General features: G+C 63.4%; 24 protein-coding genes and 1 riboswitch. Of the genes, 14 read left to right on the top strand and 10 right to left on the bottom strand.

Going from position 1 to position 25282, the window contains the following annotated elements:
- Positions 1 to 98 precede the first annotated feature (98 nt).
- The 3 genes from NKI70_RS01450 to NKI70_RS01440 all read right to left on the bottom strand — a co-directional run bounded on the left by NKI70_RS01450 (position 99) and on the right by NKI70_RS01440 (position 3797).
- Positions 99 to 1247: an efflux RND transporter periplasmic adaptor subunit gene (locus tag NKI70_RS01450; RefSeq protein WP_023675997.1), complete on the bottom strand. Its 1149-nt coding sequence runs from the start codon at positions 1245 to 1247 to the stop codon at positions 99 to 101.
- A gap of 62 nt (positions 1248 to 1309) precedes the next feature.
- Positions 1310 to 1918 carry a TetR/AcrR family transcriptional regulator gene (locus tag NKI70_RS01445; protein ID WP_352724304.1) on the bottom strand — a complete coding sequence of 203 codons (609 nt, stop codon included), beginning with the start codon at positions 1916 to 1918 and terminating at the stop codon, positions 1310 to 1312.
- Positions 1919 to 2156: 238 nt separating this feature from the next.
- Positions 2157 to 3797 (bottom strand): acyl-CoA synthetase, encoded by a 1641-nt coding sequence (locus tag NKI70_RS01440; protein WP_352724025.1) that lies wholly within the window; start codon positions 3795 to 3797, stop codon positions 2157 to 2159.
- Positions 3798 to 3985: 188 nt separating this feature from the next.
- Here NKI70_RS01440 and NKI70_RS01435 point away from each other — a divergent pair, with 188 nt between their 5' ends.
- From NKI70_RS01435 to NKI70_RS01420, 4 genes are all read left to right on the top strand, one after another.
- Positions 3986 to 4951 (top strand): sugar-binding transcriptional regulator, encoded by a 966-nt coding sequence (locus tag NKI70_RS01435; RefSeq protein ID WP_352724023.1) that lies wholly within the window; start codon positions 3986 to 3988, stop codon positions 4949 to 4951.
- An 84-nt stretch (positions 4952 to 5035) separates the two neighbouring features.
- Complete coding sequence (locus tag NKI70_RS01430) at positions 5036 to 7090, top strand: bifunctional aldolase/short-chain dehydrogenase (RefSeq protein WP_352724021.1); 2055 nt, start codon at positions 5036 to 5038, stop codon at positions 7088 to 7090.
- A 75-nt stretch (positions 7091 to 7165) separates the two neighbouring features.
- Positions 7166 to 7423 carry a type II toxin-antitoxin system RelB/DinJ family antitoxin gene (locus NKI70_RS01425; RefSeq protein ID WP_352724018.1) on the top strand — a complete coding sequence of 86 codons (258 nt, stop codon included), beginning with the start codon at positions 7166 to 7168 and terminating at the stop codon, positions 7421 to 7423.
- A 27-nt stretch (positions 7424 to 7450) separates the two neighbouring features.
- Positions 7451 to 7696 carry a type II toxin-antitoxin system YafQ family toxin gene (locus NKI70_RS01420; protein ID WP_502898913.1) on the top strand — a complete coding sequence of 82 codons (246 nt, stop codon included), beginning with the start codon at positions 7451 to 7453 and terminating at the stop codon, positions 7694 to 7696.
- Between the two features lie 29 nt (positions 7697 to 7725).
- Here the strand turns inward: NKI70_RS01420 and NKI70_RS01415 are convergent, their stop codons facing one another.
- The 4 genes from NKI70_RS01415 to NKI70_RS01400 all read right to left on the bottom strand — a co-directional run bounded on the left by NKI70_RS01415 (position 7726) and on the right by NKI70_RS01400 (position 12421).
- Entirely contained in the window at positions 7726 to 8571 is an 846-nt protein-coding gene (locus tag NKI70_RS01415) for an acyl-CoA thioester hydrolase/BAAT C-terminal domain-containing protein (RefSeq protein WP_352724016.1), read from the bottom strand.
- A 157-nt stretch (positions 8572 to 8728) separates the two neighbouring features.
- Positions 8729 to 9784: a substrate-binding domain-containing protein gene (locus tag NKI70_RS01410; RefSeq protein ID WP_352575595.1), complete on the bottom strand. Its 1056-nt coding sequence runs from the start codon at positions 9782 to 9784 to the stop codon at positions 8729 to 8731.
- Between the two features lie 46 nt (positions 9785 to 9830).
- Complete coding sequence (locus tag NKI70_RS01405; protein WP_352575593.1) at positions 9831 to 10826, bottom strand: ABC transporter permease; 996 nt, start codon at positions 10824 to 10826, stop codon at positions 9831 to 9833.
- Positions 10827 to 10909: 83 nt separating this feature from the next.
- Complete coding sequence (locus NKI70_RS01400; RefSeq protein WP_352575591.1) at positions 10910 to 12421, bottom strand: sugar ABC transporter ATP-binding protein; 1512 nt, start codon at positions 12419 to 12421, stop codon at positions 10910 to 10912.
- A 135-nt stretch (positions 12422 to 12556) separates the two neighbouring features.
- Between NKI70_RS01400 and mtnK the strand changes: the two genes are divergently transcribed.
- From mtnK to dhaL, 10 genes are all read left to right on the top strand, one after another.
- Positions 12557 to 13828: an S-methyl-5-thioribose kinase gene (gene mtnK / locus NKI70_RS01395; RefSeq protein ID WP_023676005.1), complete on the top strand. Its 1272-nt coding sequence runs from the start codon at positions 12557 to 12559 to the stop codon at positions 13826 to 13828.
- Positions 13825 to 14919 carry an S-methyl-5-thioribose-1-phosphate isomerase gene (gene mtnA, locus NKI70_RS01390; protein ID WP_352569351.1) on the top strand — a complete coding sequence of 365 codons (1095 nt, stop codon included), beginning with the start codon at positions 13825 to 13827 and terminating at the stop codon, positions 14917 to 14919. The genes mtnK and mtnA overlap by 4 nt, the downstream gene beginning before the upstream one ends.
- 181 nt (positions 14920 to 15100) lie before the next feature.
- Positions 15101 to 15985, top strand: a complete 885-nt coding sequence (locus tag NKI70_RS01385; protein ID WP_031211585.1) for a helix-turn-helix domain-containing protein — start codon at positions 15101 to 15103, stop codon at positions 15983 to 15985.
- Positions 15986 to 16114: 129 nt separating this feature from the next.
- Complete coding sequence (locus NKI70_RS01380; RefSeq protein WP_352453241.1) at positions 16115 to 16774, top strand: 2Fe-2S iron-sulfur cluster-binding protein; 660 nt, start codon at positions 16115 to 16117, stop codon at positions 16772 to 16774.
- Positions 16775 to 16777: 3 nt separating this feature from the next.
- Positions 16778 to 17764, top strand: coding sequence for an FAD binding domain-containing protein (locus NKI70_RS01375; protein ID WP_352724012.1), 987 nt, complete (start codon positions 16778 to 16780; stop codon positions 17762 to 17764).
- A gap of 71 nt (positions 17765 to 17835) precedes the next feature.
- On the top strand, positions 17836 to 18306 hold the full coding sequence (locus NKI70_RS01370) for a nuclear transport factor 2 family protein (RefSeq protein ID WP_023676010.1): 471 nt from the start codon (positions 17836 to 17838) through the stop codon (positions 18304 to 18306).
- Positions 18307 to 18452: 146 nt separating this feature from the next.
- On the top strand, positions 18453 to 20714 hold the full coding sequence (locus NKI70_RS01365; protein WP_352698072.1) for a xanthine dehydrogenase family protein molybdopterin-binding subunit: 2262 nt from the start codon (positions 18453 to 18455) through the stop codon (positions 20712 to 20714).
- Between the two features lie 116 nt (positions 20715 to 20830).
- A riboswitch (FMN riboswitch) is annotated at positions 20831 to 20971 on the top strand.
- Between the two features lie 77 nt (positions 20972 to 21048).
- A complete protein-coding gene (locus NKI70_RS01360; RefSeq protein WP_023676012.1) occupies positions 21049 to 21522 on the top strand; it encodes a 6,7-dimethyl-8-ribityllumazine synthase in 474 nt (157 codons plus the stop codon).
- Between the two features lie 66 nt (positions 21523 to 21588).
- Complete coding sequence (locus NKI70_RS01355) at positions 21589 to 22596, top strand: dihydroxyacetone kinase subunit DhaK (protein WP_023676013.1); 1008 nt, start codon at positions 21589 to 21591, stop codon at positions 22594 to 22596.
- Between the two features lie 9 nt (positions 22597 to 22605).
- Positions 22606 to 23244: a dihydroxyacetone kinase subunit DhaL gene (gene dhaL, locus NKI70_RS01350; protein ID WP_023676014.1), complete on the top strand. Its 639-nt coding sequence runs from the start codon at positions 22606 to 22608 to the stop codon at positions 23242 to 23244.
- Here the strand turns inward: dhaL and derI are convergent.
- From derI to NKI70_RS01335, 3 genes are read right to left on the bottom strand one after another with little or no spacing between them, the layout of a single operon-like run.
- The gene (gene derI / locus NKI70_RS01345) at positions 23241 to 23684 is read right to left on the bottom strand and encodes a D-erythrulose-4-phosphate isomerase (RefSeq protein WP_023676015.1); all 444 of its coding nucleotides are present in this window, start codon (positions 23682 to 23684) and stop codon (positions 23241 to 23243) included. The two genes, dhaL and derI, sit on opposite strands and share 4 nt — an antisense overlap.
- 26 nt (positions 23685 to 23710) lie before the next feature.
- Positions 23711 to 24469, bottom strand: a complete 759-nt coding sequence (locus tag NKI70_RS01340; protein WP_023676016.1) for a triose-phosphate isomerase — start codon at positions 24467 to 24469, stop codon at positions 23711 to 23713.
- A 10-nt stretch (positions 24470 to 24479) separates the two neighbouring features.
- Positions 24480 to 25244, bottom strand: coding sequence for a DeoR/GlpR family DNA-binding transcription regulator (locus NKI70_RS01335; protein WP_023676017.1), 765 nt, complete (start codon positions 25242 to 25244; stop codon positions 24480 to 24482).
- Between the last annotated feature and the right edge of the window lie 38 nt (positions 25245 to 25282).

The raw sequence follows: 25282 nt of genomic DNA, 5'->3' as shown, positions 1-25282 counted from the left end.
TCGCGGTGGGACGCGAGGATCGACGTGGGGGTTACATCGACCTGAGATCTCGAAAATCGGGGGCGCCTGCCGCCCGGAAACCGTGAATTGCCTGGCCGTCAGCGCAAGCGCCTTGCAGCGTCATCGGCCGACGCCGACTGTTGCGCCGCATCACCGGTCAGCTTGACTTTCAGATTCTCGGTCATGAACTGCGTGCCGGCGGCGACGACGACGTCACCCGGCTTCAGCCCATCGGCGACACTGACGCCGTCGGGGGTGAAGGCGGCGACCTTGACCGGATGCGCATGGACGGTCCCGCCGTTGCGGTCGACTGTCCAGACGATCGATTGGCTGTCCTTTTGCGCCAACGCGGCCAGCGGGATCGACACCAGTTGCTGCCGGTTGTCCGCCGCGGCTTCGATGGAGGCGGTCATGCCTAGCAGCACGCGAGAATCGTTGGGCAGGCTGACGCGAACGGCAAAGGTGCGCGACTGCGGATCGGCGCTGCCGGCGACTTCGCGGACCTTGCCGTCGAGCGTCAGCGCCTCATCGGACCAGAAGCCAGCCTTGACGGTCTTGCCCGGCTTGAATTCGGCGATATCGGTTTCCGGAACAGCGATCAGGACTTCCTTCTCGCCGTCGATGGCAACGGTCACCACCGGCGTGCCGGAGCCGACCACCTGGCCGACATCGGCGGCAACGGCAGTGACGATGCCGTTCTTGTCCGCCTTGAGATCGGTATAGCGGACCTGGTTCTGTGCCTGGGCAAGCTGCGAGCGGGCGGAGTCTCGCGTGGCGACAGCCTGATTATAGGCGAGCGTCGCCTGCTCGAGCTGCGACTTCGGCGCGAAATTCTTGGCGTAGAGCTGTTCGGCCCGCTTGCGCGTAAGCTCGACTGTCTCGACCTGACGGTCGGCAGCATCGAGGCTGGCCTGAGCGCTTCTCACCGAAAGCTCGTAGTCGGTGGGATCGATGCGGGCGAGAACGTCGCCCGGCTTGACGCGGTCACCGATGTCGACAAGGCGCTCGGTGATCTTGCCGTTGATGCGAAAACCGAGATTCATCTCGGTGCGGGCACGCACCGATCCGGAATAGGAAAGCTGACGGGTATCGCTCGCCTTAGCGATCTCGACCACCTTGACCGGGCGGATGATCTCGGTGACCTCGGCTTTCTCCTGCGAGCAGCCGGCGAGGCCGAGAGCGACAACCATAATCAATGCTAGGCCGGCGGCCGGTCGCCTGTAGGTGATGGACTTGGACAAAGACACTTTTCGTACTCCCGAACTGTGGGGATGAATTGCCGGTATCGCCGCCCGACGGGCGGCAACGGTCATTTCTTCAAGGCTCTGATGGCAAACTCGGTAAGCTCGTCCGGCGTCGCCCGGTTCTTCTTGGCGAGGCACTGGGCCATCATCTGCGGATGACAGAGGCTGATAATGGCAGCGCCGAAGCACCGGGAAGCGATCACCGGATCCTGATCGACGAACTCGCCGGTAGCGATTCCCTCGCGGATCACTTCCGCGACCAGTTCATGGATGCTGTCGATGTGCTTTTCGATGACGTGCCAGTCGCGCTCGATGGCGACGATGACCATCTCGTGCACCTTCTCCTGGTCGATCATGGTCTCGAGCGTCCACTGGTAGTGCGTATGCACGTAGCGGCGGAGCTTTTCGCTGGCGGTGCCGGAACCATGGCAGGCCTCGTAGCTCAACCGGTAGCAGGTCTCGAGCATGCGGCCGCAAACCGCCTGGTGGATTTCCACCTTGGAGGCGAAGAAGCGATAGATGTTGGCAGTCGACATGCCGAGTTCGCGCGCAATGTCGGCGACGTTGGTCTTGCCGTAGCCGTAGTGGCGAAACAATCGCTCCGCGCAATCCAGGATGCGCGTGACATTTTCCTGGCGGGCGGAATCGGCGGTGGTGTCTAGGGTTTCAAGCATCTCGTTGGCCAAATTTACGACTGACGAATTTAGAATTTCGTCACTCGTAAATTGAAAACCATCACCTGTCAAGGCACGATTTTGGCTGCTGATGACAGATGGTGACATCCCTGGACGGAGTTGGCCCATGAAACGCATGTGGTTTCCGCCGGGCGAGCCTGCAACGCCGCCCCGTGTTTTTTTGCGAAGGATCTTGAAAAGATGCTTTCCGAAATCGGTTCCGTTTTCGGATCAGGCCCTAAGGCTGCTTTGCCATCTCCCGCAGCCGGAACTTCTGGATCTTGCCCGTCGAAGTCTTCGGGATTTCCGCGAAGATCACCGCTTTCGGCACCTTGAAGCGGGCGAGCAGCGCGCGGCAGTGCTCGATTACCTCCGCCTCGGTCGCCGCCTTGCCCGGCTTCAGCTCGACATAGGCGACCGGCACCTCGCCCCATTTGTCGTCGGATCGGGCGACAACGCCGCAAGAAGCGACGGCGGGATGCTTGTACAGCGCCTCCTCGACCTCGATCGAGGAGATGTTTTCGCCGCCGGAGATGATGATGTCCTTGGAACGGTCCTTGAGCTGGATGTAGCCGTCCGGATGGATGACGCCGAGGTCGCCCGAATGGAACCAGCCGCCGGCAAAGGCCTCGTCGCTCGCCTTGCGGTTCTTGAGATAGCCTTTCATGACGATGTTGCCGCGGAACATCACCTCGCCGATGGTCTCGCCGTCGGCCGGCGTCTCTTGCATCGTCTGCGGGTCCATCACCGTCAGGCCTTCGAGCGCGGCATAGCGTACGCCTTGCCTGGCCTTCTTCGCCGCCCTCGCCCCTTTCTCCAGCCGGTCCCACTCGCCATGCCATTCGTTGACGACGGCCGGGCCATAGGTTTCGGTCAGGCCGTAGAGATGGGTGACGGCAAAGCCCGCATCGGCCATGCCCGACAGCACCGCCTCGGGCGGCGGCGCCGCGGCGGTGTTGAAGGTGACGGTCTGCGGGAACTGCCGCTTGTCCTCGTCCCTGGCGTTGATCAGCACCGACATGACGATGGGTGCACCGCACAGATGGGTGACGCCGTGATCGGCGATGGCGTCGTAGATCGGCTTCGGCCGCACCCAGCGCAGGCAGACATGCGTGCCGCCCTGCACGGCAAGCGTCCAGGGAAAGCACCAGCCGTTGCAGTGGAACATCGGCAATGTCCACAGATAGACGGGGTGCTTGCCCATGCCGGCATGGATGGTGTTGGCATAGGCCATCAATGCCGCGCCCCGATGGTGGCAGACGACGCCCTTCGGATTGCCTGTCGTGCCGGAGGTGTAGTTGAGCGAAATGGCATCCCATTCGTCGTCCGGCATCGACCAGGCGAAATCCTCGTCGCCGCCGGCGACAAACGCCTCATAGTCCAGCGTGCCGATCCGCTCGCCCTTGGGATAGGGCGCATCGGCGGCATAGTCGGGATCGTCGTAATCGATCAGCAGCGGCCTGACCTTGGCCAGCGTCAGCGCTTGCCGAACCACGCCGGCGAATTCGCGGTCGACGATCAGCACCTTGGTTTCGGCGTGATCGAGCTGGAAGGCAATGACGGCGGCGTCGAGGCGGGTGTTGAGCGAATGCAGCACCGCCCTGGTCATCGGCACGCCGAAATGCGCTTCCAGCATCGGCGGTGTGTTGGACAGCATGACGGTGACGGTGTCGCCCTTGCCGATACCGCGCTTCGCCAGCGCCGAGGCAAGCCTCAGCGAGCGCTTCCAGAAATCGCGATAGGTCGTGCGCTGGCGGCCATGGATGATGGCGGTCTGATCGGGAAAGGTTTTTGCCGCCCGCTCAAAATAGGTCAGCGGCGTCAGCGGCTGGTGGTTGGCCGGGTTCCTGTCTAGGTCCTGTTCGTAGGGATTGCCCATCCCGTCCTCCGCAATGTGTTCGTCGAGAACTTTAGCTACCGGCTTCCGACCCGTCACCACCAACGATGCCATCATAGACCGCGTTTGGCACAAGAAAGGTCTAGATTCGGCGAGCGAAAGGGCATCTATGCCTTCCTCCCAATTTGACTTTTGTCGAGAGCCGTGAATAATGTCAGCAAGGAGATGGCATGGCGATCCGACCGGCAGAACAGCTTATCCACAAGGCCGCCTGGCTTTACTATGCACACGGCCTGCGCCAGGACCAGGTGGCCAGCCAGCTCAAGATTTCCCGTGCCTCGGTGGCGATGTATCTGCGCAAGGCGCGCGAGACCGGCATCGTCAACATCTCGACCTCGACCCAGCTTTTCACCGACGACGTGCTGGCACGCAAGCTGGAAGACGCGCTGAAGCTCGACGCGGTCTGGATCGCGCCGGAAAACGGCTATGTCGCCGACCCCTCGACCGACATCGCGGTGCTGGCGGCAAGCGTCTTTCTCGAGCTGATCAGGAAGGGCGACCGCATCGGCGTCGCCTGGGGACGGACCATCTACACGATCGCCGACATCATGTCCTATGCCGATCTGCAGGACGTCACCGTGGTGCAGCTCTGCGGCAATCTGGGCGCCCCCTATTCGTACCGGCCGGACCAATGCACGATGGAAATCGCGCGCCGGCTCAACGCCAAGGGGCTGAATTTTTACGCGCCGCTGGTGCTGACGACGGAAGAACTGGCACGCGGCCTGCGCGCCGAGCCGGTGATCCGCGAGCAATTGTCGGGCATCGGCGAATGCGACCTGGCGCTGTATTCGGTAGGCTCGGTGGACACCGACAGCCACCTGGTCAAATGCGGCGCGCTGACCGAAAGCGAAATGGCTGCATTGCGCAAGGCGGGTGCGGCCGGCGTCATTGCCGGGCAGATCATCGACGCCGAAGGCAAGGCGCTCGACTGCAGCTACAACCGCCGGCTGATTTCGGCGGAGCTGTCATCGCTGCGCAGCATCGAAAAGCGCCTTGTGGTGGTGCAGGAAGACAGCAAGTTCGAACCGCTCGTCGCGGCGATCTCCGGCGGGCTCTGCACCCATCTCGTCGTCGGCGCGCACATGGCGCGACGGCTGCTCGACCATGCCGGAGCGGCAGCAGAAAAGGTCGCCTGATACCTAGTTTCAGCCGCCGACGCATTGTCATCAAGGCGTCGCGGCATTCCTGTTCACAACAAAGAGAAATCGGACGAAGCTGACATGAAGAACCTTTGGAATGACGGCGAGGCGGAGAAGCTGGTCGCCGACTATGCTAAAAAGGGTGTGGCCCGCGACCTGGCGCTGCGCGTCTACACGACCAGGCTGCTGGGCGGCGAGCCGCGGCTCGTCCTGCATGGCGGCGGCAACACATCGTGCAAGACCAAGGCCACCGACCTTGTCGGCGACGAATGGGACGTGCTCTGCGTCAAGGGCAGCGGCTGGGACATGGGCGTCATCGAGCCGCAGGGCCTGCCGGCGGTCAAACTCGGCGCGCTGTTGAAGGCGCGGTCGCTCAAGAAGCTCTCCGACGAGGACATGGTCGCGCTGCAGCGGGCGAACCTCATCGATCCGTCCTCGCCCAACCCTTCGGTCGAGACGCTGCTGCACGCCTTCCTGCCGCACAAATTCGTCGACCACACGCATTCGACGGCGATCCTGGCCATCGTCGACCAGGAGGACAGCGAGGCGCTGAGCCGGAAGGTGTTCGGCGAAAAGATGGGCTTCGTGCCTTACATCATGCCGGGCTTCGATCTGGCCAAGGCGGCCGCCGATGTATTCGACGCCGATCCGACGGTCGAAGGCCTGATCCTAGACAAGCACGGCATCTTCACCTTCGGCGACGATGCCAGGCAGGCCTATGACCGGATGATCCATTATGTGAACGTCGCCGAGGATTTCATCGCCGGGAACGGCAAGCCGCGCACCGAAAAAGTGGCACTGCCGGCCAGGCTGGCGAAGCCTGCGGAGATTGCGCCGATGCTGCGCGGCGCGGTGGCGGTGGCACGCGGCGAAGGCCGCTTCGACCGGATGATCAGCGATTTCCGCACCTCGGATGCGATCGTCGACTTCATCAATTCGGCAAAAATTGCCGACTATGCCGGGCGCGGCGTGTCGACACCCGACCTGTCGATCCGCATCAAGACCGGACCGATGGCACTGCCGGCGCCCGACGCTGACAAGGTCGGCGACTACAAATCCGTCATCCGCCAGCATGTCGAGAAATTCGCCAAGGACTATCGCGCCTATTTCGAAACCAATGATGCGCTCGACGGCGTGAAGCGCACCATGCTCGACCCGATGCCGCGGCTGACGCTGGTGCCCGGCCTCGGCATGTTCGGCCACGGCCGCACGCTCAAGGATGCGAAGATCGCCTCCGACGTCGGCGAAATGTGGATCGAGGCGGTACGCGGCGCCGAAGCCGTCGGCGATTTCCGCCCGCTCTCCAAAAGCGACCTGTTCCCGCTCGAATACTGGTCGCTGGAACAGGCCAAGCTCGCCGCCAACAAGCCGAAGCCGCTGACCGGCCAGGTGGTGCTGGTCACCGGCGGCGCCGGCGCGATCGGTGCTGCCACGGCAAAGCTGTTCGCCGACAACGGTGCCCATGCGGTCGTCGTCGATCTCGATGCGTCAAGGGCTGCCGAGGCGGCAAAAAAAGCCGGCAACGGTTCGATCGGCATTGGCGCCGACATCACCGATCCGGCGCAGATGCGCGCCGCCTTCGACAAAGCGGTCGACGTCTACGGCGGCCTCGACATTCTCGTGTCCAATGCCGGTGCTGCCTGGGAGGGCCGGATCGGCGAGCTCGACGACGCCACCTTGCGCAAAAGCTTCGAACTCAATTTCTTCGCCCACCAGTCGGCGGCGCAGAATGCCGTGCGCATCATGCTCGAACAGGGCACCGGTGGCGTGCTGTTGTTCAATACCTCCAAGCAGGCGGTCAATCCGGGGCCGAAGTTCGGCGCCTATGGCATTCCCAAGGCGGCAACGCTGTTTTTGTCCAGGCAATATGCGCTCGACTACGGCGCGCATGGCATCCGCTCCAATGCCGTCAACGCCGACCGCATCCGTTCGGGGCTGTTGACCGATGCCATGATCACCAGCCGCTCGGGCGCGCGCGGCGTGTCGGCGAAGGAGTACATGTCCGGCAACCTGCTCGGGCAGGAAGTGACGGCCGAAGACGTCGCCCAAGCCTTCCTGCATCAGGCGCTGGCCGAGCGGACCACCGCCGATGTGACGACGGTGGACGGCGGCAACATCGCGGCGGCGCTGCGGTAGGCGTGATCGGGGATCACACTTGCGAAATTGGTATTTTGTAGCTACATTGTGGCTCAGACCTCAAGGAGTCACAACATGGCAACGGATACCGTGGTCCGCGCTCGGATCGATACGGCGACAAAGGATCAGGCAACGGAGGCCTTGGCGGCAATGGGATTGTCCGTTTCCGACGCCATTCGCCTGCTGATGGTCCGCGTCGCCGCCGACAAGGAATTTCCCTTCCCGGTGAAAGTGCCGAACGCAACGACTCGAAAGGCCATGACCGAATTGGAACGTGGCAAGGGCAAGCCTTTCGCCTCGGCCGATGAGTTGTTCAAGGATTTGGGAATGTGACGTGCTGACGCCCGTTCGCTCTGGGCAATTCCGTCGCGACGTGAAACGTGCGGAGAAGAGGGGCAAAGATCTTGGCAAGTTGCGCGAACTGCTAGCCTCCTGCTCGCCGGAGATGAGCTACCGGGGAGCTATAAGGACCACTCGCTGAAAGGCGATTGGAAAGGCTTTCGTGACGCTCACATAGAACCGGACTGGCTCTTGATCTACCGAGTTGCCGGTGACGAGCTACAGCTTGCGCGCACCGGCTCACATTCCGATCTGTTCAACGAGTAGCCGAGACAGGTGCGCATTTGAGAATTTTGCTAAAGTAGTTCTCGGATGCCTTCCCAAGCCTTTCGGCCCAGCTTTCGATCGGTCTCGTCATTGCCTCCGTGTGCATGCAAAGTCGAGCGTGGTGTGTTCTCGCCTGGCAAGAGAATGCGGTGACCGGCATCCCGCGACGAAATGAGATGCGTGACCTTGCCTGCTTCGCCGCGCCGCCTAACAATATCTCGGGCGAACGATAGGGAAGGCCATAGTGCATCGTCGCCACCCGCGACGAGCAGGATCTCGGCCGATGCGGTCTCAACAGGGATCGTCGCCGCCTTTGATTTCTGCTTGAAGGTTTTCAAACAATTTTCGAAAAGCCCCCTGTAAGATACTAAGCCATCCACGTACTCTGGTGTCCAATCTGGATCTGTCGGCACAAACGGCAGCGCGATGCCGTCGAGCGACCATGAGGATCGTTCAGGCCAGCTGACACCATCGCGGCCCGCACCGATATTTCCCCAAATTACGGATGACGGGCTAATCGCGACCACTACATCAATTCGCTGGTCATGGACCGCGGCAAGCAATGACGCCTCGGCACCCTTGGACGTGCCCACATAGACGATGCGACGGCACCCTGTTTCAATGAGATAATCGGTTGCCGCAAAGAACGTTTCCAGGGGAACCTCACATATTCCGGGAATCTGGCCCTCGCCGCCAAACCACTGCAGCGCCAAGGCCGACGTACCCGCATCTGCAAAGAGCCGCGCGCGCCCGACATCAACACGGCCACTCGATCCGCCCAACACCACAACGCCCGTGGTGGCCTGCGAGCATCGAAAAAATGTTCCGGCGACGATGCCGGTCGGACTTTCCTCTCTTACCGCCTGCGCCTCCATTTACCCGCCGAATCCTGGGTTCAACCGTCCAATCGTCCCGCAAAACGGGTGGCTGCGACAATTGCAATTCGGCGGTCCGGCACGCCAGACATCTTCGACAAAAAGGCCGCCTGCAACAAGCTGCTGCAGACGGCTATTGTTTTGCTCGTGCCGAAAATTACTTCGCGTTCGGGTTCGGCATCCAGGTCGGCATCGCGACATCGGCATGGGCGAATTGCGGCAGCTTGGCCGAGAGGTCCTCCATGTTCTTGATGTCCTTGTCGAGCAGGTCCTTCTGGGTGATCAGCGTCGGCGGCACGATGACGTTGTGGCCGGGATCTTCGCCGGCCAGAAGCTGCGCCAGCGCACGCACGGAGACCTGACCGACGACCGCCGGGTTGGTAGCGGCGGTTGCCGCCCAGGCGCTGTCCGGCTCGCGCATCGCGGCGATGTCCGAGGTCGAGATGTCGGCCGAATAGATCTTGATGTCCTTGTTCAGCCCGGCTTCGTCGACCGCGATCTTCACGCCCTTGGCGAATTCGTCGTAGGGCGCGAACATCACCTTGATGTCGGGGTGGGCCGACAACACCGAGCGGGCCTGGTTGGCGACCGAATTGGCGATCGGATTGTCGAGCGTGCCGAACATGGCGGCTTCGTCGATGCCCGAATATTTCTTCTTGAATTCGACCCAGGTCTCGTTGCGGCGATCGAGCGGCGCGATGCCGGCGACATAGACGTAGCCGGCCTTCCAGCTCTCGCCATTGTCCTTGACCGCTTGCTCGAGCGCCAGGCGCGCGAGGTCGCGGTCGGATTGCTCGATCTGCGGGATCTTGGGGTTTTCGACATTGACGTCGAAGGCGACGACCTTGATGCCGGCCTCGACCGCGCGCTGGGCGGCGTCCTTCATCGATTCCGTCAGTCCGTGCTGGATGATGATGCCCTGGACGCCGAGCGCGATGGCCTGGTCGACCATGTCCGCCTGAAGCGCCGCGTCCTGGCGGCTGTCGAGCACGCGCAGGTCGACGCCGAGTGCCTTGGCCTGCGCCTCGACGCCGGACAAATACGCCTGGAAGAAGTCGCCGGTCGAGAGATAGCGGACCAGCGCTATCTTGACGGCGCCCGGCTTGTCGAACGGCGCCGGCCTGTCCTGCGCCATCGCCGGCAACTGCATCAGCAATGTTGCGCCGGCAAGCCCGAGCGCTGCCTTCCCCAAAAGTCTTCTTGTGATGTTCACGTCGCTTCCTCCACTTGTTGAACCCAAAATGTGACCCGGTCGAACCCTATCTCCTGCCCCTGCCGGACAGGGCGAAGGTAAAGACAAGGGCAACCACGAGAACCACGCCCTTGACGAAATCCTGCGTGTAGTAAGGCGCGTTCATCATCGTCAGGCCCTGCAGCAGCACGCCGACAAACACCGCGCCGACAGCCGTGCCGAAGGCGTTCGGCTTGGCGGCGCCGAGAACCGCGTAACCGATGAGTGCCGCAGCCACCGCGTCGAGCAACAGATTATTACCCGAGGCGATGTCGCCGCGTCCAAGGCGGGCAGCGAGCAAAATGCCGCCGATCGAGGCAAAAACTCCCGAAATCACATAGGCCCAGATTTTGTATGCCTTGACAGGCGCGCCGGCGAGTTCTGCGGCGCGTTCGTTGCTGCCGACCGCATACATCATGCGCCCGAAACGGGTGTATTCGAGAAAGAACCAGATCAGCACCGCCAGCACGAGCAGGACGACGACCGACACCGGAATGAGGTTCGGGATGAAGAAGTCGAAGCGATGGCGGCCAAGCGCCAGGAACGCGGCGCCGAAACTGCCGTTGGCGACCGAGCCGTCGGGCATGGTCATGCCAGTGGCGATCGAACGGCCCTCGGTCGGTATGCGCTGCAGGCCGACAAGCAGGAACATCATGCCGAGCGTCGCCAAAAGGTCCGGCACCCGCATATAGACGATCAGCCAGCCATTGATCAGGCCGACCACGGCGCCGATCACAAGACAGATGACGACGGCCATGACGGCGTTCTGCCCCAGCACCACCATGACATAGGCAGCCGCCATCATGGCGCTGGTGGCGACCGAGCCGATCGACAGGTCGAAGCCGCCGACGACCAGCGTGGCGGTGACGCCGAGCGCCAGAACGCCGGTGATGGCGACCGACTGGAAGATGAAGACAGCACTTTGCGGCGAGACGAAACCATCGGCGGCGGCGGCGAAATAGGCGATCAGCCCGAACAACAGAACGATGAAGCCGTAGCGAATAGCATTGTCGCGCAGGATCATTCAGCGCTCCCGCACGCTGGCACCGTCATTATCCAACCCGAATTCATGCCCTCTCCATTCCAATTCTCATCGTCTTCCCGCTCTCAGGCTGCGCTGTGCAACGGCCCGCCCGCCACTTCGGCCAGCAGACGCTCGAGATCGACATCGGTATTGCGGTGCTCGCCGACGATCGTCTGCTCCGACATCACCAGGATGCGATCGGCCGTCTCCAGGGCTTCGTCGAGTTCGGTGACGAACAGCAGCGTCGCGCGGCCGTGGGCGCTGGCCCGCAGCTTGGCGGCGATGTCGCGCCTGGCCGAGATGTCCACACCTTGAAACGGCTCGTCGAGGATGAAAAGCCTTGCCACCTGCGACATCCAGCGGGCGACCATCACCTTCTGCTGATTGCCACCGGAAAGCGACGCCATCTCGTCCCTCTCGGAGCGGCAGACGATGCCCAACTCCTGGATCTGCTGGCGGGCAACAGCGCGTTCGATACGGCGTTTGAGAACACCGAGACGCGACATGCGGCTGTGGAACGGCAGGCTGATGTTCTCCTGGATGTTGAAGTCGCCGACGATGCCGTTTTCGCCCCGGTCCTTGGCGACGAGAAACACACCGGCGGCAATCGCTTCGCCGGTCAATGCCGGAGCATAAGGTTTCCCGTTCAGCACCATGGTCCCGGACAGCGGCTTGCGCAAACCGAACAGCGTCTCGGCGAGCGCGGTCTTGCCGACGCCGACAAGGCCGGTGATGGCAACGACCTCGCCATCGCCGAGCGTCAGCGAGATCGGCCTGGCGCCTTCAGCAATCCGCAGCGCGTCGGCAGTGAAAATTGCTTTGGCCGAATTCCTGGCGACGATCCGCTCGAGCTGGATCTTACGGCCGAGCATGGCGTTGACCGCACCTTCGTAATCCAGCGGCTTCTTGTCGAAGATGCCTGAGATGACCCCGTCGCGCATCGAAATGATGCGATCGGCAAGCCGCCTGATGTCAGACATACGGTGCGAAATGTAGAGGATGGCCACGCCTTGCTGGCGAAGCCGGTCGAGCAATGCGAACAGCCGGTCGGCCTCGGCGCTGGACAGCGAGGAAGTCGGCTCGTCGAGGATCAGCACTTTCGGCCGGTGCGCCATGGCGCGGGCGATTGCCACCATCTGGCGGTCGGCCAGAGAGAGATCGCTGATCCGGGCCTTGAGGTCGATGGCCAGTCCCATGCGGTCGGCCACCGCCTTTGCCTCGCGACGCACCCGGCCTGGATTGAACAGGGTCGGCACGCCGCTGCCGCTCAGCCTGTCGAGGGTAAGGTTGGTTGCGACGTCGAGGTCGGCGACGACACCGTCGTTGATGTTCTGGTGGACGGTAACGACGCCGGCGCGGATCGCCTCCGCCGGCGTTTTCGGGTCGAACTCATGACCGGCAAGCGACATCGAGCCGCCGCCATGGTCGTAGACGCCACTGATGATCTTGACGAGGGTGGATTTGCCGGCGCCGTTGGCGCCCATCAGCACGGTCACTTCGCCGGCATGCAATTCGAGCGAGACGCCGCCAAGCACCTCGATATGGCCAAAGGATTTCCTCAGGCCGTCGACGCGGAACACGGCATCATTGCCCATTCGTTCCTCCCTGACCATGACGCTATGGGCTATATCGGCAATTGTCAACACGATTGACAATTGCCAGCAGGCTTCCTAGCTTGGCCCGACCGCGTTGGCTCCGCTATCATCGGAGCACATGAGCGGGAGGTGAGGATGACTGGGAAATCGCCGTTCGAAGCACTGTCGGTCGAGACACTGGCGGGCCGTCTCGGTGCCAACGAGCCCCTGTGTTCGCAGATCGGCAAGGATACGAGCCAGTGGAAGGTTCGTGAAGTCGGCGATGGCAATCTGAACCTGGTGTTCATCGTCGAGGGTGCTGAGGGTGCGGCCGTCGTCAAGCAGGCCCTGCCCTACGTCCGGCTGGTCGGCGACAGCTGGCCGCTGCCGCTAAAACGCTCCTTCTTCGAATACCATGCGCTGACGCGGCAACAGGCGCGGGCGCCGGGTTCGGTGCCCGATATCTATCACTTCGACGAAGGCCAGGCGCTGATCATCATGGAGTATCTGTCGCCGCACATTATCCTGCGGCGGGCGCTGATCGAAGGCCGGCAATTGCCCAACATCGCGACAGACATCGGCTTGTTCATGGCCCGCACGTTGTTTCGCGGCTCCGACCTGCATATGGCGACCAAGGACCGCAAGGCCGATCTGGCACTGTTCGCCGACAATGTCGAACTCTGCGACATCACCGAGAACCTGGTTTTCTCGGATCCGTATTTCGATGCCAAGATGAACCAGCACACCAGCCCGCAGCTCGATGGCATTGTCGCCGAGCTGCGCGCCGACCGCGACCTCAAGGTCGAGGCGCAGCGCATGAAGCACATCTTCGCTGCCAATGCCGAGACGCTGCTGCATGGCGACCTGCATTCCGGCTCGATCATGGTCACCGACATCGAAACGAGGATGATCGACCCCGAATTCGCCTTCTACGGGCCGATCGCCTTCGACGTCGGCATGCTGCTCGCCAATTTCTGGATGGCGTTCTTCTCGCAGCGCGGCCATGAACAGGACGGAAGCCGCGACGCCATGCGTGACTATCTGCTCGGCGTTACGGTCGAGACATGGTCGGTGTTTCGCGCCGAGTTCTCGCATCTGTGGCGAACCGAGCGTACCGGCATGCTCTACCAGAAGAGCCTGTTCGAAGATCAGGGCGACAGGCTTGGCGCCGAGCAGGCGCTAGACCACATGCTGCATTCGATCTGGACCGATCTGCTCGGCTTTGCCGGCGTCGAGGTTCACCGGCGAATTCTCGGCCTTGCCCACAATGCCGATTTCGAGACCATTGCCGATCCGGATCTGCGCGCCAGATGTGAGGCAAAGGCGCTGAAATTCGGCCGTCACCTCGCCGTCAACCGGCGCCAGATCCACAGCATCGACGAGGTCAACCGGTTGGCCGCGCTGATCGAACGGGAGAGCAGGATTTGAACGTCGGCGACCGCCACTACCGCACCATCTGGCCGAGTGACGACGGGCGTTCGGTGGAGATCATCGACCAGCGCTGGCTGCCGCATGATTTCCGCATCGAAAAGATCGATTCCGTCGCCGGCATCGCCACGGCAATCCGCGACATGTGGGTGCGCGGGGCGCCCCTGATCGGCGTCACCGCGGCCTATGGCGTCGCCATGCAGATGGCCGACGATCCGTCGGATGCAGCACTCGACGCCGTCTGGGCAACCTTGCACGAAACGCGCCCGACGGCGATCAATTTGCGCTGGGCGCTGAACGAAATGCAACGCTTCCTGCTGACGCTTCCACTGGCAGAACGTGCCGCGGCTGCCTATCGGCGTGCCGGCGAGATCGCCGACGAGGATGTCGGCCTCAACCGCGCCATCGGCGCCCATGGGCTCGAAATCATCAAGGCGATCGCGGCGCGCAAGCAGCCGGGCGAACCGGTCAATATCCTGACCCACTGCAACGCCGGGTGGCTGGCCACGGTCGACTACGGCACCGCCACCGCGCCGATCTATCTGGCGACGGAAGCCGGCATTCCAGTCCATGTCTATGTCGACGAAACACGACCCCGCAACCAGGGTGCCCAATTGACCGCCTGGGAGATGGCCGGCCACGGCGTGCCGCATACGCTGATCGTCGACAATGCCGGCGGCCATCTGATGCAGCGCGGCCAGATCGACATGGTCGTCGTCGGCACCGACAGGACCACCGCCGACGGCGATGTCTGCAATAAGATCGGTACCTATCTCAAGGCGCTCGCCGCCGACGACAACGACGTGCCGTTCTATGTCGCGCTGCCGTCGCCGACGATCGACTGGACCGTGGGCGACGGGCTGGCCGACATCCCGATCGAACAGCGCTCGCCCGACGAGGTCTCACTGGTCTGGGGCAAGACCGCTTCCGGCGAGATCGCCCAGGTCCGCGTATCGCCGGAAGCCACGCCGGCGGCCAATCCGGCCTTCGACGTGACGCCGGCGCGGCTGGTCACCGGCTTGATCACCGAACGCGGTGTCGCTACGGCCTCGCGCGAAGGCCTGAGGGCGATGTTTCCCGAGCGCGGATGATCCGCTTTGCCGAGAGGGCGCTCCGGATTTGCCTGATCTCACGATTTCTTGAACACGGCACGGTTAAAAACGCCCGTTGCCTGTCCCACATGGACGGCCGTATGCGTAGCGGCGGGGCGGCGCCCAACGCTCGAAGCCGGGGTTGCCCACGGCTCGGCGAGTGAACCAGCGGGATACCGCGATGTCATTCAGACCATTGCTTGGTGACGGACGGGTTCGGAGCCAGGACGAGAAGTCGGAGCCCCTGCAAACCGCGTCATGGGTCAGCTCCTCGATCGTCTTCGACAACCGGCGGTGGGCGTGCCGGGAGGCGGAGCTCCGCTGGACAGCCCCTCATCATCTGATCGTGCTGACCGAAGAAGGCGGCACGTCCCATACATCCATCCGGCACGAGGCACGATCCCTTTACGACGGAATGGACCGTCCCGGAGCCCTCACCTTCGTCCCGGCAGGCGCGGAACGACAGGGCTTCTATCGCGATGTAAACCTCTCCTATTCAGCCCTGTGGATCGATCCCGATATCGGGCTTCCCGGATGCGAACGCCTGAGGAACCTGCCTATACTGGTAAACAAGAAAGACGCGGTCGTCGCCACGCTGCTGAGTTCGCTTCGTGACGAGATGGCACTCGGCCACAAGCCAGACACTGCCTATGTCGAGCATCTGGTCGCGCTCGTCAGTCTCCGCGTGGCCAACCTGAGCCGGGAGCAACCGCGGTTTGTACGTCACGGCTGTCTCAGCCGCCGGGCGCTTGGTCGCGTTCGGGATTACATCGATGCGCATATGAATTCCGATATTTCGCTAAGCGAGCTGGCAGCCGCCGCGGGCATGGCCGTCGACAGTTTTGCGCGTCGCTTCAAGGCGACGACCGGCCTTGCACCCTACGCCTATGTGATCGAGGAACGGGTGCGGCGAGCGGAGGCGCTGCTGCGCGAAACGGGTTTGTCGATCGGTGTCATTGCCTTTCGGCTCGGCTTCTCAAGCCAGAGCCACTTCACCACGACCTTCCGACGTCTGAGGGGCATGACGCCTCGTGCCTATCGGGTGAATTCTTCTCCAGAATCCTGATAGTGCCGCCGGTTTCTTGAAAGAAAGCCGCCGCCCGCACTCCCACCTCCAGTGTCGTTGGGTGACAGAACCCGAGGGTTCGCTCGGGTCAAGTTGCCGTCTGCGCTTCATTGCGGCTGGGAGATCATGATGGCCAAAACGGACAACAGGAGCGGGCCGACGCGTCGGATGGTATTGGAAGGCGGTGTTGCGACCGGGGTGCTCCTGGCTACCGGACTACCGGTTGACGCCGAGCCGGCCGAGACCGTCACGGCGGCTGCGTCGTCCTCACCGCTACCGACGATGACGATGTCGTTACGGATCAACGCGAAGGATCTTGCCATCGAGCTCGACCCGCGGACGACGCTGCTCGACGCCCTGCGCAACCATCTCGGCCTCACCGGCTCGAAGAAGGGCTGCGACCACGGCCAGTGCGGCGCATGCACGGTGCTCGTCGATGGGCGCCGGATCAATTCCTGCCTGACGCTTGCCGCAATGCATGAAGGCGACGAGATCACCACGGTCGAGGGCCTTGCCGAGGGTGACCGGCTGCATCCGGTCCAGGCCGCCTTCGTCGCCCGCGACGGTTTCCAGTGCGGCTACTGTACGCCAGGCCAGATCTGCTCGGCGGTTGGCATGCTGGGCGAGGCGCGGGCCGGCTGGCCAAGCCATGCGAGCGCCGACGTGGCAGCGGCTTCCGTCGCTCTCACCGATGCCGAGATCCGCGAGCGGATGAGCGGCAACATCTGCCGTTGCGCCGCCTATCCGAACATTGTCGCTGCAATCCGCGACGCGGCAGAGGAGGCATGAGCAATGCAGTCCTTCACTTATGAACGTGCGACGAGTGCTGAGCAGGCGGCGGCCGCGGTTGCGGCCCGGCCGGACGCCAAGTTCATCAGCGGCGGCACCAACCTGCTCGACCTGATGAAGCTCGAGATCGAGCGCCCAGCGCATCTCGTCGACATCAGCCGGCTGCCCCTTGATCGGATCGAGGAGACGGCGGAAGGCGGGCTTCGGGTCGGCGCCCAGGTCCGCAATAGCAATCTCGCCGCCGACCCGCGGGTAAGGTCGCGCTACCCGATGCTCACGCAAGCGCTGCTGGCGGGAGCGTCCGGCCAGATACGCAACAAGGCCTCGACCAGCGGCAATCTCCTGCAGCGCACGCGCTGCCCCTATTTCTACGACCGCAACATGCCCTGCAACAAGCGCCAGCCGGGTTCGGGCTGCGCGGCACTTCAGGGCTTCAACCGCATGCACGCCGTACTCGGCGCGAGCGAAGCCTGCATCGCGGTCCATCCTTCTGACATGGCGGTCGCCATGTCCGGGCTCGACGCCAGGATCGAGACCGTCTCGCCCGGCGGCGAGACCCGTACGACCCCGATCGGCGATTTCCATCGATTGCCCGAGACGATGCCCCAGGTGGAGACCGTGCTCGGCCACGGCGAAATGGTCGTCGCGGTTACCCTGCCGCCGCCGCCACCCGGCCGACAGGTTTACCGCAAGGTGCGCGACCGTGCTTCCTACGCCTTCGCGCTGGTGTCGGTGGCAGCAATCGTCGAGAAAAGCGGCGACCGTATCCGAAGCGCTCGGATCGCCATGGGCGGCGTGGCAGCCAAGCCATGGCGCGCGACGGAGGCGGAGCGGACGCTGGCAGGAGCGGCGGCATCCGACGGCGCCTTTAGCGACGCCGCCGAAGCCGCGCTCGCCGGAGCCGTCGGGCATGGCGCCAATGATTTCAAGATCCCGCTGGCGAAACGGACGATGCGGCACACGCTCGCTGCTGCCGTCGAGAGTGCGTGAGGTGACACGATGACAGAGACGACGACCCCGAACAGCGGTTCCCAGATGCAGGCGACGAGCAGGAGATCGATATGAAACTCACGCGACGCGCCGTTGCCGCCGCGGGTGGCGGCCTTTTTGTTTCTGCCGCAGCAGCTTGGGGCGCCACATCCGACCCGGGAGCTCGTCACGGGCTCGAGGCCGCCGTCGACGCCTTCTTTGCCGGCTGGGCCTCTGGCGACTGGACGGCATTCCTTGATTGTTGCGATGAGACGATGACCTTCCAATTCCCTGTCGGCGAGCAACGAGGCCGACACGGACCACCGGAAGGCAAGCGGGCACTCGCAGCCTGGACCGCCGCGCATCAGGCGCAGGGAAACAGGATCACGAAATCGACCGTCGATCTCAAGCTCTTCGCCGCCGACTGGGTCATCGTCTGCGACCGCGGGAGCGGGACAATCGGTGGCGCGCCCTACACTGGCCTGCATGCGATCCTCATCCGGGCCGGCCCGACAGGGAGGCTGGTCGAATTTCGCGAGTATTTCGGCGAGATCGCCGCGTGAGCTCCGGCCGCCGCGCGACGAACATAAAGGTGCGAGGAAGCGGCGTCGTCGCGGCCTCGATGCTTCCGAACTCCAGATGAAAAATCTTTAGGTGACTTGTGAACGAGACCATACCCGGACTGCCCGGCTCCGCCACCCATTCAAGGATGAAACCTCGTGCCGATGCTGGCATCATCGGGAGGCCGATCGACCGCATCGACGGTCCGCTCAAAGTGACGGGCGGCGCCACATACGCTTACGAGAATGAGCTGGATGGTACAGCCTATGGCTACATTCTCGGCGCCTCCGTCGCCAAGGGCCGCATCGCCGAGATCGACACGACCGAAGCCGAACGGGCGCCGGCAGTGCTGCTCGTCATCACGCACCGCAATGCGCCGGCCCAGCCGGATTTCGGCCCAACGGTCACGCCAACGGTGCCGGAGGTCTTCACGCGCCCCCGGCCCGCGCTCAACAGCGATCGAGTACGGTATTACGACGAGCCGGTCGCGCTGGTCGTTGCGGAGACGTTCGAGGCGGCACGCGCTGCTGCGGGCCTCATCAGAGTACGCTATGACGAGGAGCCGGGCCTCTACGATCTACCGGGACATATCGCCGACGCCTACGCGCCAAAGCGGACCAATGCCGGCTTCGAGACCGACAGCGTGGTCGGCGACTTCGAGCGCGCCTTTGCGACGGCGCCGATCAAGATCGATTCCACCTACGGGACCCCCTTCGAACATCACAATCCGATGGAGCCGCATGCGACGCTTGCTGCCTGGTCAGGCAACGAGCTGACGATCCGTACATCGGCGCAGACCCTCGCGAACTTCCGGGCCGGGGTCGCCAGCACGCTTCGCATCCCGCTCGAGCGAGTGCGCATCGTCAGCCCCTTCATCGGCGGAGGCTTCGGTTCCAAGCTGATTGCCCATGCCGACACGATCCTGGCCGCACTTGCAGCGCAGGTGCTGCAGCGCCCCGTGAAGATCGCGCTGACGCGACAACAGATGTTCGCCAATGCCGGTCATCGCGCAGAGATGGTCCAACAGGTACGTCTCGGCGCGGACACTGACGGGCGGCTCACCGGGATCGCGCACGATGTCTGGTCCGCAACGTCCAGCTTCGAGGAGTACTGCGAACAAACGGCAGTTTTTGCGCGCTCGCTCTACGCCGCGCCGAACCGTCTCACCCGCCATCGCCTGGTTCCGCTGGACATCAACCGCGGCGAATGGATGCGCTCGCCCGGCGAAGCGCCCGGCATGCTGGCTTTCGAATGCGCCATGGATGAGCTCGCCGAGCGCGCCGGTCTGGACCCGATCGAACTCAGGATCCGCAACGAACCGGCACAGGATCCCGAGCGCGGCGTGCCGTTCTCCACCCGCAATCTCGTCGCCTGCATGGAGGAAGGCGCCCGCCGTTTCGGCTGGGAGCGGAGAAACCCGACACCGGGCCGAACTCGGGAGGGCCGCAAGCTTATCGGCCACGGCATGGCGGCGGCGATCCGTCCGAACTATATCGGCGCGGCGACGGCGCGGGTTGCGATCGACCGGGACTGTCGGGTGACGGCGCGGCTCGACATGACCGATATTGGGACCGGCACCTATACGATCCTGACCCAGATTGCCGCCGAGAGCCTCGGCCTGCCGATCTCGTCCGTCAAGGTGGAGCTCGGCGACAGCCGCTTCCCGCGTACCGCCGGCTCCGGCGGGTCCTGGGGCGCAGCAAGTGCGGGTTCGGCCTTGTATAATGCGTGCAACGTCCTCAAGGAACGGATCCTGGAGGCGGCGCAGTCGAACGAAGCCTCGCCGTTGCGCGGCGCGAACGCCACCGAGGCAAGCTTTGCCGACGGCGAGGTCAGGGTCGGCCAGCGATCGGCGAGCCTGGCCGATCTTATCCGAGGGATCTCTCCCGACGGGCTCGAAGCCGAAGGCTCCGTAGCCGCGGGCGCCACCACCCAGTCATACAAGACCTATTCGCAGCATTCCTATGGCGCGCATTTCGCAGAGGTCGCTGTCGATTGCGATACCGGTGAAATCCGGATGCGCCGGATGCTGGCTGTGATCGGCGCGGGCCGTATCCTCAACGCCAAGACCGCGCGCTCGCAAATCATCGGCGGCATGACCTGGGGGATCGGTGCAGCGCTGATGGAGCAGACGGTGCTCGACCCGCGCTACGGCCACTTCGTCAATCACGATCTTGCCGAGTATCATGTGCCGGTCAATGGCGATGTCCCCGATATGGAGGTCGCCTTCCTCGAGGAAGACGACGACAAGGCCAACCCGCTTGGCGCAAAGGGTCTCGGCGAGCTCGGCGTGTGCGGTGCGGGGGCTGCTGTCGCCAACGCCGTTTACAACGCGGCCGGCGTGCGAGTGCGTGAATTTCCCATCACCTTGGACAAGGTGCTGCCTGCCTTACCGGTGATCGCCATTTGACGCTCTCCTCCCTCGCCCTCAACGGTGACCAGGTCGAAACGAATCGCTATTTCTGCGCCATCGACGACGACGCCGGTGGTTGACAGCGCTTTCCGGCCCTTCCATACAAACGCCGTCAATGTTCTCAGGGCGGGGTGAAAGTCCCCACCGGCGGTAAGGGCCCAAGCCCGCGAGCGCTTTCCGGTTAGCCGGAGGGGTCAGCAGATCCGGTGTGATTCCGGAGCCGACGGTCACAGTCCGGATGGAAGAGAACGAAATGGAAGACGGTCCGCTTTCGCGGTTCGGACTCCGTATCGTGCGTCCTGATTCTGGTTCGAAACGGAAGGATGGACCCATGAATCAGCATTCCCACAACGACTATGAAACGATCCGCGTTGCCGTCATTCGCGCGCGTTGGCATGCCGATATCGTCGACCAATGCGTTGAAGCATTCGAGGCGGAACTGGCGGTTCTCGGAGAGAAACGCTTTGCCGTCGATGTCTTCGATGTGCCTGGCGCTTATGAGATTCCCCTGCATGCAAAGACGCTTGCCGTGACCGGCCGCTATGCCGCTATCCTCGGCGCCGCGTTCGTCGTCAATGGCGGCATCTACCGGCACGAGTTTGTTGCAAGCGCGGTCATCGACGGGATGATGAATGTGCAATTGTCGACTGGCGTGCCGGTGCTTTCGGCGGTGCTGACGCCGCACAACTACCATGACAGCGCGGACCATCACCGCTTCTTCTTCGAGCATTTCAAGGTCAAGGGCAAAGAGGCGGCCAGTGCCTGCGTGCAACTGCTGGCAGCACGCGAACACATCGCGGCGTGAAACCTCCACCGCCGGGTGGAAATCCCGGTAAGGCGCTGTAGTATCTCACGAAGCAGGAGGATGCCGGTGCAGACCAAGAAGATCATCAATGACGGCAATCGCTCCGTCGACGAGATGCTGGAGGGCATCCTGGCTGCGCATCCGCGCCACCTCAGAAGCGCGGACGGCAGTCCGCGCGCCATTATCGCCCGCGACGGACCGCGCCCAGACAAGGTCGGCCTTGTCATCGGCGGCGGCTCGGGCCATGAGCCGACCTTCCTCGGCTTCGTCGGCAAGGGGCTGGCTGACGCGGCCGCGATCGGCAATGTCTTCGCCTCGCCGCCGCCGGACCCGATCCTCGAATGCGCCAAGGCGGCCAGCGGTGGCGCCGGCGTGCTGTTCATGTACGGCAACTATGCCGGCGACGTGATGAACTTCGACATGGCCGCCGAAATGGCGGCAATGGACGACATCGAGGTGCGTACCGTGCTGACCACCGACGATGTCGCCTCGGCGCCACGCGACCAGAGGCAGAAGCGACGCGGCGTCGCCGGCAATTTCTTCATCTTCAAGGCCGCCGGTGCCGCCTGCGACCGAATGCTCTCTTTCGACGAGTGCGAGCGCATCGCCAGGAAGGCCAACGATCACACCTTCACCATGGGCGTGGCGCTGTCGCCCTGCTCGTTGCCGCAGACCCGCCGGCCCAATTTCGAGATCGGACCGGACGAGATGGAGATCGGCATGGGCATCCATGGCGAGCCAGGCATCGCGCGCGGAAAATTGAAAACCGCCGACGAGATCACAGACGAGATGCTGGACAATATCCTCGACGAGATGGCGCCGGCGCGCGGCGACAAGGTCGCGGTGCTGGTCGATTCGCTCGGCTCGACGCCGCTGATGGAACTCTACATCATGAATCGGCGGGTCAAGCAGAGGCTCGACGAGATCGGCGTTTCCGTCCACGCGACCTGGGTCGGCAATTACTGCACCTCTCTCGAAATGGCCGGCGCCTCGGTGACGCTGATGCATCTCGACGGCGAGTTGCAGGCGATGCTCGACCATCCTTGCGACTGCGCCATGTTCCGCGCCGGCTGAGAAAGCATCATGACCTCGATCGATTCAGTCGGCTTGAAAAGAATGTTCGATGAGATCGCGGCGGCGATCGACGCCGACAAGGACAGGCTCTGCCAACTCGACGGCGTCATCGGCGACGCCGACCATGGCATCGCCATGGCACTAGGCTTCAGTGCTGCGCGCGATGCACTAGCGCAACTCGACCTCGCGGCGACCGAGCCGACGGCGCTGCTCAACACTGCGGCGAAATCCTTCCTCAACGCGGTCGGCGCCTCGTCAGGCCCGCTCTATGCGACCGCCTTCATGCGCGGTGCCGCCGCCGTCAAAGGCAAGGCAATTCTGGAGGACGCTGACATCATCGCCATGCTCCGGGCGATGGCGCAAGGCATCCAGGATCGCGGCAAGGCCGAGCTCGGCGAAAAGACCATGGTCGACGCCTGGCTGCCGGCGGCGCAAGCAGCGGGTGCCGCGCAGGAAGCCGGCAAGAGCCTGTCCGAGAGCCTGGAGGCTGCACTTGCAGCGGCCGAACGAGGTGCCGAGGCGACCAAGGACATGATCGCCGCCAAGGGCCGCTCATCGCGGCTCGGCGAGCGCTCGCTCGGGCATATGGACCCCGGCGCCGCGTCGGCCGTGACGATCATCAGGGCGATGCGGAACAGTCTGGCTTAGCCCCGCTTCGCCGCGTCGAGCCTGTCGATGGCCTGGACATTGCCGGCCGATGGTCCCTTCTCATCGAATTCCGATGCGAGCCAGGCGTCGACGATCGACTTGGCCAGTTCCGGGCCGATGACGCGCGCGCCCATGGTGATGATCTGGGCGTTGTTGGATTTCGCGGCGCGCTCTGCCGAATAGGTGTCGTGGGTGAGTGCGGCGCGAATGCCGGGCACCTTGTTGGCGGATATGGATACGCCGATGCCGGTGCCGCAAAACAGGATGCCGCGATCGTTTTCGCCGTCCAGGATGGTCTGCGCGAGCTTCTGTGACAGGTCGGCATAGTAGCCCGACTGGCTGAGGTCGCTAACCGTGAGGCCGGGCTTGGTAGCGAGGTGAGCGGCAATGACGTCGAGCAGCGGCTTGCCGGCGCTATCAGCTCCAATGGCAATTTTCATGTTCCGTTTCCTTCCTGTTTGATGATTCAGATCGCCGCCGAGGCGCGCTTGAGGATGTCGACATAGCCGTCCGCCTGCCAGGCCGAGCGGCCGATGAACAAGCCGTCGATGTTGGGCTGGCCGACCAGTTCGGCGGCATTTTGCGGATTGACGCTGCCGCCATAAAGCACCGGCGGCACCATCGGCAGCAGGTCGCGTGCGATTTTCTTGATTAGCGCCTGCTGCCTGTCGGCATAGTCCGAACTGGCCGGCACGCCCTTGTCGCCGATCGCCCAGACGGGCTCATAGGCAAACAGGATCGTCGCCGCCTTCGCCGCGCCTTCGAGAAACTGCAGCGCGCCGTGCACCTGCAAGGCCAGCACCGCAGCGGCCTGCCCGCTGTCGCGTTGAGCCAAGGTCTCGCCGACGCAGATGAGTGGCACGAGACCGTGCTTCACCGCCGCCGCAGTCTTCAGCCCGACAGCCTTGTCGGTCTCGCCGAAATGCTCGCGCCGTTCGCTGTGGCCGAGCTCGACCATGTCGAGCCCGCAGTCTTTCAGCATGACCGGCGAGATCTCGCCGGTCCAGGCGCCGGCGTCGGTCCAATGCATGTTCTGCGCGCCGACCTTGATGCGCGTCGGCGACAGCGCTTTCTTGACCTCGCGGATCGCCGTGAAGGGCGGGATGACGAAAGGCTGGATGCGCTCGTCGAAACCGGGGACGAACTCCGCCAGCGCCTCGGCGAAAGCCATCGCCTCGGCGAGCGTCTTGTTCATTTTCCAGCTGGTGCCGACCCAATAAACCATGCGTGCCCTCCTATTCTGCGATCACTGTCAGCGAAACGCCGGCACCATCCAGCGCGGCGCGCATCTGCGGCTGCGGCTCGCGGCCGGTGAAGACCGTGTCAAAGGCCTTGAGATCTGTCAGGAAGTGCAAGGCAGTGCGGCCGAATTTCCCATGATCGACCAGCAGATATTTGCGCGCTGCTGCGGCCATCATCAGCCGTTTGGTCTGGACCACTTCCTGATCCTGGTGAAAGGCAGAGGCACCATGGATGGCCGATGACGACAGGAACGCGACATCGGCGCGCAATGATTTCAGCGTGTCCTCGGCGAGCAGGCCGAAGAAGCCGTGAAACTTCTTGTTGTATTGGCCGCCGAGCGCAATCAGGTTGATGCCGGCAACGCCCGCCAAATCCTGGATGACAGCCAGATTGTTCGAGATCACCGTCAGCGGACGCAGATCGGCAAGATGCCGAGCAACGCCGCCCGCGGTTGAGCCGTCGTCGATGATCACCGTCTGACCCGGTTCGATCATCGTCACGGCAGCGGCGGCGATGCGCTTCTTTTCGTCGCCGGCCAGCCGCTGGCGGTAGCGGAAATCGCTCTCGAAAAGGCTGCTCGGCTGGATCGAGGCGCCGCCGCGCACCTTGCGCAGGAAGCCGCTTTCCTCGAGCTCGTCGAGGTCGCGGTGGACAGTCATCTTTGACACGCCGAAGCGTGAGGCAAGATCGTCGACACTGGCGGTGCCGATGTCCATCAGAAAATCCATGATGCCTTGCCGACGGCCGTCGCTCTTCATTTCCGCGGCTTCCTCGTGCAATCCGGTTCCGAGATATA

Source organism: Mesorhizobium sp. M0500 (assembly GCF_040321165.1).
Taxonomy (GTDB): Bacteria; Pseudomonadota; Alphaproteobacteria; order Rhizobiales; family Rhizobiaceae; genus Mesorhizobium.
Note: the sequence above shows the minus strand (reverse complement) of the source record. Positions and strands in the feature narration are given on the sequence as shown.